11 protein-coding genes are annotated in these 14,051 nt (G+C 56.9%); 6 read left to right on the top strand and 5 right to left on the bottom strand.

Features of this window, described 5'->3' with window-relative positions; translation table 11 throughout:
- The first annotated feature begins 77 nt into the window (after window positions 1-77).
- The 4 genes from O3C79_RS16540 (at window position 78) to O3C79_RS16525 (ending at window position 4,384) form a co-directional block, all read left to right on the top strand.
- Entirely contained in the window at window positions 78-1,307 is a 1,230-nt protein-coding gene (locus O3C79_RS16540) for a Zn-dependent hydrolase (RefSeq protein ID WP_494383992.1), read from the top strand.
- Between the two features lie 196 nt (window positions 1,308-1,503).
- On the top strand, window positions 1,504-2,688 hold the full coding sequence (locus O3C79_RS16535) for a Re/Si-specific NAD(P)(+) transhydrogenase subunit alpha (protein WP_494383991.1): 1,185 nt from the start codon (window positions 1,504-1,506) through the stop codon (window positions 2,686-2,688).
- Entirely contained in the window at window positions 2,688-2,975 is a 288-nt protein-coding gene (locus O3C79_RS16530) for an NAD(P) transhydrogenase subunit alpha part 2 (RefSeq protein ID WP_076460659.1), read from the top strand. The genes O3C79_RS16535 and O3C79_RS16530 overlap by 1 nt, the downstream gene beginning before the upstream one ends.
- A 2-nt stretch (window positions 2,976-2,977) precedes the next feature.
- Complete coding sequence (locus tag O3C79_RS16525) at window positions 2,978-4,384, top strand: NAD(P)(+) transhydrogenase (Re/Si-specific) subunit beta (RefSeq protein WP_494383990.1); 1,407 nt, start codon at window positions 2,978-2,980, stop codon at window positions 4,382-4,384.
- A gap of 64 nt (window positions 4,385-4,448) precedes the next feature.
- Here O3C79_RS16525 and O3C79_RS16520 read toward each other — a convergent pair whose 3' ends face one another.
- The 5 genes from O3C79_RS16520 to O3C79_RS16500 all read right to left on the bottom strand — a co-directional run bounded on the left by O3C79_RS16520 (window position 4,449) and on the right by O3C79_RS16500 (window position 10,950).
- Entirely contained in the window at window positions 4,449-5,957 is a 1,509-nt protein-coding gene (locus tag O3C79_RS16520) for an NCS1 family nucleobase:cation symporter-1 (protein ID WP_494383989.1), read from the bottom strand.
- Between the two features lie 254 nt (window positions 5,958-6,211).
- Window positions 6,212-6,655: a DMT family transporter gene (locus O3C79_RS16515; RefSeq protein ID WP_494383988.1), complete on the bottom strand. Its 444-nt coding sequence runs from the start codon at window positions 6,653-6,655 to the stop codon at window positions 6,212-6,214.
- 66 nt (window positions 6,656-6,721) lie between these two features.
- Window positions 6,722-8,164 (bottom strand): dihydropyrimidinase, encoded by a 1,443-nt coding sequence (gene hydA / locus O3C79_RS16510; RefSeq protein ID WP_494383987.1) that lies wholly within the window; start codon window positions 8,162-8,164, stop codon window positions 6,722-6,724.
- A gap of 103 nt (window positions 8,165-8,267) precedes the next feature.
- Window positions 8,268-9,770 carry an NCS1 family nucleobase:cation symporter-1 gene (locus O3C79_RS16505; protein ID WP_494383986.1) on the bottom strand — a complete coding sequence of 501 codons (1,503 nt, stop codon included), beginning with the start codon at window positions 9,768-9,770 and terminating at the stop codon, window positions 8,268-8,270.
- Between the two features lie 256 nt (window positions 9,771-10,026).
- The gene (locus O3C79_RS16500; RefSeq protein ID WP_494383985.1) at window positions 10,027-10,950 is read right to left on the bottom strand and encodes a LysR family transcriptional regulator; all 924 of its coding nucleotides are present in this window, start codon (window positions 10,948-10,950) and stop codon (window positions 10,027-10,029) included.
- 204 nt (window positions 10,951-11,154) lie between these two features.
- Between O3C79_RS16500 and aptA the strand changes: the two genes are divergently transcribed.
- Together aptA and O3C79_RS16490 are read left to right on the top strand one after the other, a co-directional pair.
- A complete protein-coding gene (gene aptA / locus O3C79_RS16495) occupies window positions 11,155-12,498 on the top strand; it encodes an omega-aminotransferase AptA (RefSeq protein WP_494383984.1) in 1,344 nt (447 codons plus the stop codon).
- Between the two features lie 50 nt (window positions 12,499-12,548).
- Window positions 12,549-14,039, top strand: coding sequence for a CoA-acylating methylmalonate-semialdehyde dehydrogenase (locus O3C79_RS16490; RefSeq protein ID WP_494383983.1), 1,491 nt, complete (start codon window positions 12,549-12,551; stop codon window positions 14,037-14,039).
- Window positions 14,040-14,051 lie beyond the last annotated feature (12 nt).

Genomic DNA, 14,051 nt, shown 5'->3' with positions numbered 1-14,051 from the left:
CAGCACTGCCTGTCATTAAAAGGCAGTGCTGGTTTTAAACGCTGTAGCGAAAGATTCAAAGCAGGAGCTAGTAGGCGATGAAAGATATTAAAACCAACCAGCAGCGACTCTGGGACAGTTTGATGGAGATGGGCGAGATCGGCGGCACCGAAAAAGGTGGCTGCTGCCGTCTGGCTCTGACCGACCTGGATAAGCAAGCCCGCGACCTGTTTATCAAGTGGTGTGAAGAGGCTGGATGCCGCATTCGCATCGACAAGATGGGTAATGTTTTCGCCCGTCGTCCCGGTCGCAACAATGACCTGCCGCCGGTTGTCATGGGCAGCCATATCGATACCCAGCCCACCGGTGGCAAGTTTGATGGTGTTTACGGTGTACTGGCCGGTCTGGAAGTGATCCGTACCCTGAATGACAACAACATCGAAACCGAGCATCCGGTTGAAGCGTCCATCTGGACCAACGAAGAAGGCTCGCGCTTTGCTCCGGCGATGGTGGCATCCGGCGTATTTGCCGGTGTGTTCGATCTGGAATATGGCCTCAGCCGCGCCGATCTGGACGGTAAAACCATGGGTGAAGAGCTGGATCGCATCGGTTATGCCGGTGAGCACGAAGTGGGCAGCCCGGTCAAAGCCTTCTTTGAAGCTCATATCGAGCAGGGCCCTATTCTTGAGGAAGAGGACACCACCATTGGCGTGGTAACCGATGCTCAGGGGCAGCGCTGGTATGAAGTTACGCTGACCGGTCAGGAAGCGCACGCCGGTCCGACGCCGATGCTGCGCCGTAAGGACGCCCTGGTAGGCGCGGCCCAGATCATTGATGAAGTGAATCAGATCGGCCTGACCAATCAGCCCAATGCCTGTGCCACCGTTGGTCTGCTGCAGGTGTTCCCCAACTCCCGTAACGTCATTCCGGGTGAGGTCTTCTTCACCGTCGATTTCCGCCACCCCAATGATGAAATCCTTTCCAAGATGGATCAGCAGCTGCGCGAAATCAGCGCCCGCATCGCCGATGAACTGCATCTGGAAATGAAGTTTGAAGAGATCTGGTACTCCCCGCCCGTGCCGTTCGACAAGGGCTGCGTCGAGTCTGTACGTCAGGCGGCAAAAGATGCCGGCTACAGCCATCGTGATATCGTCAGCGGTGCCGGTCACGATGCCTGCTACATCTCCCGCGTCGCGCCCACAGGCATGGTATTTGTGCCCTGTGAGAACGGTATCAGTCACAACGAAGAAGAGAATGCGGATCCAGCTGACCTGCATGCCGGCTGCAATGTCCTCTTCCAGGCGGTGCTGAACCAGGCGAACGGCTGATTTCACCCCGGAAACCATAGGCGGGCCCACGCATCCCGGGTCTGTTTATGGTTTCCACCCAACGGCTCTAATTATAAATCTAAGAAAAACCGAGCCCGCTTCCGACGAACTTCTTCCGACAGGCCTGTTTTTGCGCGTATCTCACGTGCACGGCGTTCTGTTGTCTGAAAAAAGGGGCGGCTCGTGGAGAGTTATCATGAAGATTGGTATTCCCAAGGAAGTAGCACTTAATGAGTCTCGTGTTGCGCTGATACCGGACAATATCCAGCGCTTGAGCGGCAAAGGCCTCAGATTCCTGATTGAATCAGGGGCCGGGCGTGTGGCCGGTTTTGATGATCAGGCCTATCGTGATGCCGGTGCCGAGGTGGTATCAAATGCCGCCGCGATTTATGCAGAGGCCGACATTGTGCTGAGCGTAAACCTCGGCGGTCAGGGCGTTTCGGGCTGTGCCTCTGAACTGCGCGCCGGTCAGTTGCTGATCGGTATGCTGGACCCGCTAACCGATGCCGGCAAGTTCTTTGCCCTGGCCGATAAGGGCGTCAATGCTGTGGCGATGGAGTTGATCCCGCGTATCAGCCGCGCCCAGAGCATGGATGTGCTCTCCTCAATGGCGACTCTGGCCGGCTACAAGGCGGTGCTGATGGCCGCCACGTCTTCCCAACGTATCTATCCGATGATGATGACCGCCGCCGGCAACCTCAGCCCGGCACGGGTCTTCATCATGGGCGCGGGTGTTGCCGGTCTACAGGCGGCGGCTACCGCCAAACGTCTGGGCGCGGTGGTGGAAGCCTACGATGTGCGCCCGGCTGCACGGGAGCAGATCCTGTCGGTGGGCGCCAAACCTGTCGAGCTGGATCTGGAGGCTGAAGCCACCGAAGGGCAGGGGGGGTATGCGCAGGAACAAAGCGACGACTTCCTGCGTCGCCAGCGGGAGCAGATGACCCAGGTACTGGCCGAGCAGGATATCGTCATCACCACGGCCGCGGTGCCGGGTGCACGCTCCCCGGTGTTGATTACCGCCGAAATGGTGCAGGCGATGAAGCCCGGCGCCATCATTGTGGACCTGGCTTCCGAACGCGGCGGTAACTGTGAGCTGACCCGGCACGGTGAGGTGGTCACCGAGAACGGCATCACCATCATCGGACCGGACAATATCGCCTCCAGTCTGGCCCACCATGCCAGTCAGATGTTTGGCAACAATCTGGAAAACTTCCTTAACCTGATTCTGGATGACGACGGTGGTTACACGCTGGATTTTGATGACGAAATCATCCAGCAGGCGGTGGTCACCCAGGGCGGTGAAATTATTCATGAGCGCATTCGCAACCTGGCCGGACTGGCGCCGCTGTGTGAAGAGCCGGCGATGGAGGAGGTGGCCTGATGGAAACGTTCATTATCCTGCTGTCGCTGTTCGCGCTGGCGGTGTTTCTTGGTGTGGAGCTGATCACCAAGGTACCGCCCACACTTCACACCCCGCTGATGTCGGGCAGTAACGCCATCTCGGGAATCACCATTGTGGGCGCCATTCTGGCCGCAGGCTCAGGCAGTGAGTCCGGTGTGCTGGTGCAGGCGCTGGGCTTTATCGCCATTGTCTTCGCCACCATCAATGTGGTGGGTGGCTTTATGGTGACTCAGCGCATGCTGGGCATGTTCAAGCGGAGGGGCTGAAGATGAATGCGATGGTGATTAACCTGTTCTATCTGTTGGCCGCACTGCTGTTTGTGCTGGGCATCAAGGGTCTGACTCGCCCCAAAACGGCGTTGAGAGGCAACCGTCTGGCGGCACTGGGCATGCTGGTGGCTATCGTCGTCACCCTGCTGGACCGTCAGGTGATTAACTACACCCTGGTCGCGGCGGGACTGGCGCTGGGGGCGCTGATCGGCGCGGTGATGGCCAAACGGGTGCAGATGACGGCCATGCCGCAGATGGTCGCGATTCTGAATGGCTTGGGCGGTGGCGCATCTCTGGGTGTAGCGGCGGCCAGCTACTTCAGTGTGCTGGCGCTGGGCGGCGACCTTTCGGGGCCAACGCTGATGCTGGCGAATGGCGCGGCCATGCTGGCGGTATTGATCGGCACGGTAACTTTCTCCGGCAGCGCCGTGGCTTTTGCCAAGCTGCAGGAAATTCTGCCCGGTCAGCCCATTGGCTTCAGCGGCATGAAGTTCATCAACCTGGGGTTGTTGCTGGTGGCACTGGCAACGGCCTGGATGCTGGTGACCGGTCAGGCAGGAGCGGGTGGCTTTGCGGTGCTGGTAGCCGTTGCATTGGTTCTTGGAGTGACTCTGGTGATGCCAATTGGCGGGGCGGATATGCCGGTGGTGATTGCACTGCTGAACTCCTATTCCGGTATTGCGGCCGCCGCCGCAGGCTTCATCATGGGTAACACTGTACTGATCGTCTCCGGTGCGCTGGTGGGGGCGTCGGGCATCATCCTTACCCAGATCATGTGCGTTGCCATGAACCGGTCGCTGGCCAATGTGCTGTTCGGCAAAATGGCTGAAGCCGATGGCAACAGCGTGGATGCCGACGAAGTGTATGAGGGCAAGGTCACTTCATCCTCACCGGACGAAGTCAGCATGTTGCTGGACGGTGCCGAGCGTGTGGTGATCGTGCCCGGATTCGGTATGGCCATGGCCCAGGCGCAGCATGCGGTGCGGGAGTTGGCCGATACGCTACAAAGCCGAGGTACCACCGTCGAGTTTGCCATTCATCCGGTTGCCGGGCGTATGCCGGGGCATATGAACGTGCTGCTGGCCGAGGCGGAAGTGGAGTACGACGCCATGAAAACCATGGAGCAGTCCAACCCCAACTTCAGCAAAACCGATGTGGCCATTGTGATAGGCGCCAACGATGTTACCAACCCCATGGCCCGTGAAGACAAGGGCAGCCCCATCTACGGTATGCCGATTCTGAATGTGGACCAGGCGCGCAATGTGGTGGTGGTCAAACGTAGTCTCAGCCCCGGCTTTGCCGGATTGCCCAACCCTCTGTTTGCACGGGATAACGCCGTGATGCTGTTCGGTGATGGCAAACAGGCGATTATGGATCTGACGGCTGCGTTGCATGAAGCAGCTTGATGGCAGAAAGGAAAATGCTCGCCGCTAAGTGATTAGCGGCGAGCATTTCTGAAGGAATTATGGGTTACTTGGTCTCTACCGCCTGCTGATTGATCGCCACCGAGAACGGCACGGTGCGGGTGCTCAGCCAGTACACCAGGCCACCGAGGAAGGAGCCGGTAAACCAGCCATACTGATAGAACCAGCCCAGCTCGCCGGTGATCAGCGTGAACAGGGTCAGCGCCACAGGTACAAAGAAGGCGGTCAGGCCGTGGCGGTTAAAGCCGCTGTAGGCACCGTGGGTTTTATACAACTCGGCCAGCTCGTAGTTCTGACGGCGTACCACGAAGTAATCCACAATCATGATGCCGGCAATGGGGCCGAGCAGGGATGAATAGCCCAGCAGCCAGCCGCTGTACATCGCCTCCACGCTTACATCCGATTCGATCCAGCCCAGTTTCTTCAGCAATTCCCAGCTCATCAGCAGAATACCGATCAGACCGGTCAGCAGGACGCCACGGGTCTGGTTGATCTTCTTCGGTGCGATATTCTGGAAATCATTGGTCGGCGACACAATGTTGGCTGCGGTGTTGGTGGAGAGGGTTGCGATGATAATCACGATCATGGCGATCACCACCCAGACCGGGCTGTCGATCTTGCTGATCAGGGTCACTGGGTCGGAAATGGTTTCGCCCACCAGTGCCGGGGAGGCGGCGGTCATTACGACGCCCAGCGCGGCGAAGAAGAACATGGTCAGCGGCAGGCCCAGGGTCTGGCCGATGATCTGGTCTTTCTGTGAGCGCACATAGCGACTGAAGTCGGGAATATTCAGTGACAGCGTAGCCCAGAAACCGACCATGGCGGTGACACCGGCAAAGAAATAGCCCCAGAAGGATGCGTCTTCCGGGCGGTTGGCAGGTGTTGAAAGCAGCGCTTCATACGACACCTGGGGGCTGGCCCACATCATCAGGCCGATACCCACTGCCAGCAGCAGCGGTGCGGCCAGCGTTTCCATCAGTTTGATCGATTCGGCACCCTTGATGACGATGTACAGGTTCAGTACCAGAAAGGCAAAGAATCCGATCACCTCACCGGTTCCGCCCAGTGACTCCCATCCGGGGATCAGGTTGGAAAGCACCACATGAATGGCCAGGCCGCCAAACAGGGTCTGGATACCAAACCAGCCGCACGCGACCAGGGCACGAATCAGGCAGGGGATATTGGACCCCAGCATGCCAAACGAGGAGCGCAGTACCACGGGAAAGGGGATACCGAATTTGGTACCTGGGAAGGCGTTCAATGTGAGCGGTACCAGCACAATAATGTTGGCCAGCAAAATGGCGAACAGGGCTTCAGGTACGGATAAACCGAAGTATGCGGTCAAAACACCGCCCAGCGTGTAAGACGGCACACAGATCGCCATTCCCACCCAAAGGGCGGCCACATTCCACAGGCTCCAGGTGCGTTCCTTCACCTGAGTGGGAGCAATGTCGTCGTTGTAGTGCAGGCTGTTCTCGAGGTCGGTACCGGCGTTGAGTTCATAAAACTCGCCCACCTTTACCATGGATGATGCTTCTTTTTGTTGGTGTTCCATATGCCATCCTCTGATGCAGTAGAAAACAGATACACCTTCTATTGCAGGGGATATGCCATATTTTTACCTTTTGGAAAAATAATTTTAAATATCCGTAACTTGCTGATTTTTATGGCAAGTCAGAGTACTTGAGCGGGTAGAGTGGAAAAATATGACAGAGGTGTTGGCTAAAGTGTGAGCATTGTTGGGGCAGGATGTACTCTGCTGGTGCACGGGAAAGGCGGCAGGCAGCGCCTTTCCCTTAAATCGAGAGCTTAAAACCGGTGCGTCAGAAATGCGCCCACGGCCACCAGGCCAAGCCCGGCGATGCGTGTCAGGCTGGTTTCCGAAGCTTCATACCCGGCCAGACCAAAGTGATCCAGCACCACGGCAGTAATCAGCTGCCCGGCAATGACCAGGGCAATCAGGGTGGAGGCGCCAAGTTTGGGCGCGAATACGGCCATGGAAGTGACGAAGAAGGCTCCCAGAAAACCGCCCACCCAAGCCCAGAGCGGCGCTTCCTTGAGTTGCATGACATTGGGAAGCGCGGTGCGCATGGACAGGTTTAAGGCGATCAGTACCAGGCAGCCGATGACAAACGAGATGGCCGAGGCCCAGAGTGCACTGCCGCTGAAACGGGCAAGGTGGGAATTGATACCGGCCTGCAAGGGCAGCATGGCACCGGCCAGAAAAACAATGAATACACCGATCATGTACATGAAAAGGGGCCTCAAACAAGAAAGGGGCCTCAGGCCCCTTTGTGAATTAAACGCTGGAGAGGGATTTTAATTGCGTTTCACCGGTTTGGGGGCATTCAGTTCAGCCTGTTTGTTCAGTGCATCGAACACCGGGTTGAACGCCGGGCGGTTGATGTAGCGACCGGCACCGGGTTCAACATTGAGCTGTCCGTCGGCCCAGACAACCTTGCCGCGGCTGATGGTGTGGGACGGAATGCCTTTCACCGTGCGGCCTTCAAAAATGTTGAAGTCCACGTTCTGGTGGTGGGTCTTGGCGGAAATAGTGCGTGTGCCTTCCGGATCCCAGACCACCAGATCCGCATCGGCACCGATGGAAACCGATCCTTTCTGCGGGTAGATATTGAAGATCTTGGCCGTGTTGGTGGAGGTGACGGCAACAAACTCGTTCATGGTCAGCTTGCCGGTGTTGACCCCCGAGTCCCACATGACGGCCATGCGGTCTTCCACCCCGGCGGTGCCGTTGGGAATCTTGGTGAAGTCATCCTTGCCGGCCGCTTTCTGCTCGGCGCAGAAGGCGCAGTGGTCGGTGGCGGTGGTGTGCAGGTTGCCACCCTGAAGGCCTTTCCACAGCGCCGACTGGTGTTCTTTGGAACGGAACGGTGGGCTCATCACGTGCGCAGCGGCAAACTCGAAGTCTTCGTTACGGTAGACGCTTTCGTCGATCACCAGGTGACCGGCCAGACATTCGCCATACACGCGCTGACCTTCATTACGGGCGCGGGTGATGGCATCCAGAGATTCCTTGCAGGAAACATGCACCAGGTAGATCGGTACATCCATCACCTGGGCAATCTGGATGGCGCGGTTGGCCGCTTCGCCTTCCACCACAGGAGGACGTGACAGCGGATGTGCTTCCGGGCCGGTAATGCCCTTGTTCAGCATCTCCTGCTGCAGCTGGAATACCAGCTCACCATTCTCGGCATGCACGGTGGGAATGGCACCCAGCTCCATGCAGCGGCGGAAGCTTTTTACCAGGGTTTCATCATCGGCCATGATGGCGTTCTTGTAGGCCATGAAGTGTTTGAAACTATTCACACCGTGGTGTTTCACCAGGGTTTCCATGTCGGCATGGACGGATTCGTCCCACCAGGTGATGGCCACATGGAAGCTGTAATCTGCGGCGGCCTTGCCAGCCCAGTCGCGCCACTTGTGATAGGCGTCCATCAGCGGTTCCTGGGGGGCCGGAATCACAAAGTCGATAATGGAAGTGTTACCACCGGCCAGGCCTGCGGCCGTACCGGTAAAGAAATCATCGCTGGCAACAGTGCCCATGAAGGGCAGCTGCATGTGGGTGTGAGGGTCGATGCCGCCGGGCATGACATACTGGCCTGATGCATCAATCTCCTTCGCGCTGGAGGGCACATCAAGATCGTTGCCGATGGCCAGGATCTTGCCTTCTTCACAATAGACATCAGCACTGAACGTCTGGTCAGCATTCACGATAGTGCCGTTACGGATAACAATAGACATAGGCACGACTCCTCAATCAAGTCATTGGGTGCAGAGCGGACTCTGCGTGAACGAATTTTGCGAACATCAAAGGGCAGCCCCGCATGGCGCGGGGCCACCGGGATCAATCGTTCTGCGGTACCAGCTGAGTGACCGGTACGGTACTGCTGCGGGCGATCAACCAGTAGATCAGGCCACCGCTGATGGAACCGGTGAACCAGCCGTACTGATAGAACCAGTTCAGCTGGCCGGTCAGCAGCGAATACAGGGTGAAAGCGACGGGCAGCGCGAAGGCGATCAGGCCATTCATGTTAAAGCCGCGATAGGCGCCCTCGGTCAGGTAGAGGTCCGGCAGGCTCAGTCGCTGGCGCTTGATCAGGAAGTAATCCACGATCATGATCCCCGCGATAGGGCCAAGCAGAGACGAGTAGCCCAGCAGCCAGCCGCTGTACATGGCCTCAACACTGACATCGGACTCAATCACACCCAGTTTCTTCAGCAACTCCCACCCCATCAGCAGAATGCCGATCAGGCCGGTCAGCAGTACGCCGCGGGTCTGATTGATTTTTTTCGGTGCCAGGTTCTGGAAATCGTTGGTGGGGGAGACGATGTTGGCAGCGGTGTTGGTGGAGAGTGTGGCGATAATAATCAGGATCATCGCGATCACGACCCAGAAGGGGCTGTCGATCTTGCCGATCAGGGAGACCGGATCAGAGATGGTTTCACCCACCAGTGTGGTGGAGGCCGCAGTCAGTACCACACCCAGGGCCGCAAAGAAGAACATGGTCAGCGGCAGGCCGATGATCTGGCCGGCAATCTGGTCCTTCTGTGAACGCACATACCGGCTGAAGTCGGGAATGTTCAACGACAGTGTGGCCCAGAAGCCCACCATGGCGGTGACACCGGCAAAGAAATATCCCCAGAAGGAAGCACCTTCAGGGCGGCTGGCCGGGGCAGCCAGCAGTGCTTCGTAGGAGATCTTCGGGCTGGCCCACATCATCAGACCGATACCCACCGCCAGCAGCAGCGGCGCTGCAAGGGTTTCCATGATCTTGATGGACTCGGCGCCCTTGATCACGATGTAGAGGTTCAATACCAGGAAGGCAAAAAAGCCGATCACTTCACCGGTTCCGCCCAGTGATTCCCAGCCTGGTACCAGATTGGACAGGAGGATGTGAATTGCCAGGCCACCAAACATGGTTTGAATGCCGAACCAGCCACAGGCCACCAGCGCACGGATCATGCAGGGAATATTCGAGCCGAGCATGCCGAACGATGAACGCAATAAAACCGGGAAGGGGATACCGAATTTGGTGCCGGGAAAGGCGTTCAGGGTAAGGGGAATCAGGACGATGATATTGGCAACGAGGATGGCAAGCAGGGCTTCGGTTACGGATAAACCAAAATAGGCCGTGAGCACGCCCCCCAGAGTATAAGTTGGCACACAGATCGCCATACCGACCCAAAGGGCGGCGACGTTCCAGACACTCCAGGTGCGCTCTTTTACACTGGTGGGGGCAATATCATCGTTGTAGTGATTACTGCTGGCAACATCACTACCGGTATTGAGTTCGTAGAATTCACCTACTCTGACTGCAGATGAAACCTCGGGGTTTTCGTTCTTCATTTTACGTCCTCTTATTCTTATTTTTACAAGGTTCCGGGTGGAGCCTTTCGTGTCGTGAAGAGTGCCGTTAATGGTTTATGAAAGTTTTACCGTGCGGTCAACATAAACCCTGATTTTTATGTTGGCAAGTTTTCTTTCCCAATTGGTAAAAAATATTTTATAGCCTGAATTCAGCCCCTTATCTTTATTTAAATAATTGAAATAAAAAGATTTACTTTGATTTTTTAGGGGTTTTCCCGCATGCGTTGGCAAGTGTTCATGTGGGCGCCATTTGTGACTGCAGGGCATCGAGAAAGTTGGTCAGTATCAGGTTTGGCGCCAGATCCTTGCGGGTGACGGCGGCGTAGGGCGTGACAAAATTAAATTCCTTCGGAAGCAGTGCGCGCATCATCCCCTGGTCGACCCATTTCTGCGCGAAGTGGGTGGGCAAGTAGCCGATGTAACAGCCGGTCAGAATCAGAAAAGCGATTCCCTCACGGTCCGATGCCTGAGCGCTTTTGTTGAACGGCTGAAAGTGGCTGCGCACCTCGGGGGACTGCTGGTAGGAGGGGAATACCATGTCGCAGCGGTGCACCTGCTCGGGTGTCAGATCCTGGTCCGGGTAGTCGAAGAAGGGGTGTTCATGGCTGCAGTAGAGATTGGATTGTTCGTCGTAGAGATGGATGTAGTTGAGGTTGGGGTTCTTGGTGAGGACCGGTGCAACGCCGGTTTGTATTCGGCCATCGAGGACTGCCTTGATGACATCGATGGCCGGTATCATCTCGATGTTGATATTGATCTCCGGCCCGCGTGATTTCAAAACCTTCAGTGAATCGGTGATAAACATTCTCGGCAGGGTGACCAGGCAGTCGGTAATACCGATATCCAGATCGCCCTTGAGCTCGGCGTGAATACTGTTGATCTGACGTTGAAACTCCTGATGTGACGACAGCAACTGCAAGGTCGCCATATACACCTGCTCACCTTCTTCGGTCAGTGAAAAACCGCTGCGGCCCCGGCTGCAGAGTTTGAGGGATAAGCGCTGTTCCAGATCCGATATGGCGATACTGATCGCCGCCCGGCTGATATTCAATTCCGACTCCGCCGCAGAAAACCCGCCACAGGTCACCACCGCTTTAAAGATCCGCAACATGCGGATATCGGCACCCGCAATGTTTCCCATTATTTTTGTTTTTGACATATACACCTCTCAAGTTGATCGGGGCCATGTGTGGGGTAAACCATAAACTTGTTTTTACCTTTTGGTAAGTATTTGGTTGACTGAAAGTAAGATCTTTGGAATTTATTCACCCTTGTGAGGGCTGGATTATGGGTGTCCAGAAGGCTTGTCTGGATGTGAAGAGTGCTACAAGCCTTTTCTGCATAGCCTGATGAGGGAATGAATATGTTTGATCTGGATGCGCGTAAATCAGCTGGTCTCAGCCGGGACCAGCTGGAAGCTTACTGGATGCCCTACACCGCCAATCGCCAGTTCAAGGACGACCCGCGGATGTTTGTCGAAGCTCAGGGCAGCTACCTGACCGACAGTACTGGCCGCAAGGTGTTTGATGGTCTGTCCGGTCTCTGGACCTGTGGCGCCGGTCATTGCCGTCCCGAAATTGCCGAGGCGGTGGCGCAGCAACTGCGTCAGCTGGATTACGCCCCGGCGTTCCAGTATGGCCATCCCAAAGCCTTCGAACTGGCCAACCGCATTACCTCGGTGACGCCGGATGGCCTGGACCATGTGTTCTTTACCGGGTCCGGCTCCGAGAGTGCTGATACTTCTCTGAAGATCGCCCGTGCCTATTGGCGCAAGAAGGGGATGCCTACCAAAACCAAATTGATCGGCCGCAGCAAGGGCTATCACGGGGTCAACTTTGGTGGCTTCAGCCTGGGCGGCATCGGTGCCAACCGTGCACTCTATGGTCAGGGTGTGGATGCGGATCATTTGCCACACACACTGCTGAAAGAGAATGCGTTCAGCCAGGGCATGCCGGAAAATGGCGTGGAGAAGGCCGACGAACTGCTGGAACTGATTGCCCTGCACGATGCGTCCAATATCGCTGCCGTCATCGTTGAGCCCATGGCCGGTTCCGCCGGTGTGATTCCGCCGCCCAAGGGGTATCTCAAGCGCCTGCGAGAGATCTGTACCCAGCACAACATTCTGTTGATCTTTGATGAAGTGATCACCGGCTTTGGCCGCATGGGTTCCTGGACCGGCGCGGAAGAATTCGGCGTGGTGCCGGACATGATCAACGTGGCCAAGCAGCTCACCAACGGTGCAGTGCCCATGGGCGCGGTGATTGTGAAGAACGAGATCTACCAGACCTTCATGGACAACGGTGGCCCCGAGTACATGATGGAAATTCCGCACGGCTACACCTATTCCGGTCACCCGGTGGCCTGTGCCGCATCGCTGGCATCGCTGGATGTACTGGAAAACGACAAGCTGATCCCGCGTGTTCGCGAGATGAGCACAATCTTCGAAGAGGCCTTCCACGGTCTGAAGGGTACGCGCTACATCAGCGACATCCGCAACTATGGCCTGGCCGGTGGCCTCACCATTGAATCCGCTCCGGGTGAGCCTGCGCTACGCCCGTATCAGATCGCCATGAAGTGCTGGGAGAAAGGGTTCTACGTTCGTTACGGCGGCGACACCATCCAGCTCGGTCTGCCGTTCATTGTCGAGCGTGAAGAGATCGACAATGTCGTGAATGCCATTGGCGAGTCGATCCTGGAACTGGACTGACCGCACACAGATTTCCCATTTGCATTGCTTAATAAGAATTAGAGGTAAGTATGAAAACGATCGGTCATCTGATTAACGGTGCCATGCGCACCGACGCTGAGCGCACTCAGGATGTGTTCAACCCGTCCACCGGTGCTGCCGAAAAACAGGTCGCGCTGGCCAGCGTCGCCACCGTGGAAGAAGCCATTGCCTCAGCTCAGGCAGCATTCCCGACCTGGCGTAACACGCCCCCGGCCAAGCGTGCCCAGGTCATGTACCGCTTCAAGCAGCTGCTGCATGACAATGCCGATCGCATCTGTGAACTCATTGGTGAAGAGCACGGCAAGATTCATCACGATGCGCTGGGCGAACTGACCCGCGGTATCGAAAATGTGGAATACGCCTGTGGCGCGCCGGAACTGCTGAAAGGCGAGCACAGCCGCAATGTGGGTCCGGGTATCGACTCCTGGAGCGAGTTCCAGCCGCTGGGCGTTGTGGCCGGTATTACTCCGTTCAACTTCCCGGCCATGGTGCCGCTGTGGATGTACCCGATGGCGATCGCCTGCGGTAACACCTTTGTACTCAAGCCGTCCGAGCGTGACCCCACCTCTGCCATGTTCATTGCCGAGCTGCTGCACGAAGCCGGTCTGCCGGCGGGTGTGCTGAACGTGGTCAACGGCGACAAGCAGGCAGTGGATACCTTGTTGACCGATGAGCGAGTGAAAGCGGTCAGCTTTGTGGGCTCTACACCGATTGCCGAATACATCTATGGCGTCGCCAATGCCAACGGCAAGCGCTGCCAGGCGCTGGGTGGTGCCAAGAACCACGCCATCGTGATGCCGGATGCGGATATGGATAACGCCGTGAACCAGCTGCTGGGGGCGGCCTTCGGTTCTTCCGGTGAGCGTTGCATGGCGCTGTCCGTGGCGGTTGCCGTGGGTGATGAAGCCGCTGAAGCGCTGGTAGGCAAGCTGACCGAGGCGATGGCCCCGTTGAAAGTCGGTGCCTTCAGCAACAGTGAAAACGACTTTGGCCCGGTCATTACCCGTGCCCATCAGGACAAGGTGAACGGCTATATCAGCAGTGCCGAAGCCGATGGCGCCACTGTCGTCGTCGATGGTCGCAATCCTCAGGTGGCTGGTTTTGAAGACGGCTTCTTCGTGGGTGCGACTCTGATCGATAACGTCAAACCACAGATGCAGAGCTATCAGGAAGAAATTTTTGGCCCGGTACTGCAGGTGATGCGCGTTGATTCCATGGAAGAGGCGATGCAGCTGATCAACGACCATGAATATGGCAACGGTACCTGTATCTTCACCCGTGATGGCGAAGCAGCACGATATTTCTCCGATCACATCCAGGTCGGCATGGTCGGCATCAACGTACCCCTGCCAGTGCCGGTGTCCTACCACAGCTTTGGTGGCTGGAAACGTTCCCTGTTCGGTGACCTGCACGCCTATGGCCCGGACGCCGTGCGCTTCTACACCAAGCGCAAAACCATCACCCAGCGCTGGCCGTCCAGTGGTGTGCGTGAGGGTGTGAGTTTCTCCTTCCCGAGTTAAGTTCACGGCGCT

Source organism: Marinobacterium sp. NO-S09, from assembly GCF_059179545.1.
Note: the sequence above shows the minus strand (reverse complement) of the source record. Positions and strands in the feature narration are given on the sequence as shown.

Coding starts and splice junctions, on each gene's coding strand:
- aptA (WP_494383984.1), top strand. CDS start 11,155: ATGTTTGATCTGGATGCGCGTAAATCAGCTGGTCTCAGCCGGGACCAG.
- O3C79_RS16500 (WP_494383985.1), bottom strand. CDS start 10,950: ATGTCAAAAACAAAAATAATGGGAAACATTGCGGGTGCCGATATCCGC.
- O3C79_RS16515 (WP_494383988.1), bottom strand. CDS start 6,655: ATGTACATGATCGGTGTATTCATTGTTTTTCTGGCCGGTGCCATGCTG.
- O3C79_RS16520 (WP_494383989.1), bottom strand. CDS start 5,957: ATGGAACACCAACAAAAAGAAGCATCATCCATGGTAAAGGTGGGCGAG.
- O3C79_RS16505 (WP_494383986.1), bottom strand. CDS start 9,770: ATGAAGAACGAAAACCCCGAGGTTTCATCTGCAGTCAGAGTAGGTGAA.
- hydA (WP_494383987.1), bottom strand. CDS start 8,164: ATGTCTATTGTTATCCGTAACGGCACTATCGTGAATGCTGACCAGACG.
- O3C79_RS16540 (WP_494383992.1), top strand. CDS start 78: ATGAAAGATATTAAAACCAACCAGCAGCGACTCTGGGACAGTTTGATG.
- O3C79_RS16535 (WP_494383991.1), top strand. CDS start 1,504: ATGAAGATTGGTATTCCCAAGGAAGTAGCACTTAATGAGTCTCGTGTT.
- O3C79_RS16525 (WP_494383990.1), top strand. CDS start 2,978: ATGAATGCGATGGTGATTAACCTGTTCTATCTGTTGGCCGCACTGCTG.
- O3C79_RS16530 (WP_076460659.1), top strand. CDS start 2,688: ATGGAAACGTTCATTATCCTGCTGTCGCTGTTCGCGCTGGCGGTGTTT.
- O3C79_RS16490 (WP_494383983.1), top strand. CDS start 12,549: ATGAAAACGATCGGTCATCTGATTAACGGTGCCATGCGCACCGACGCT.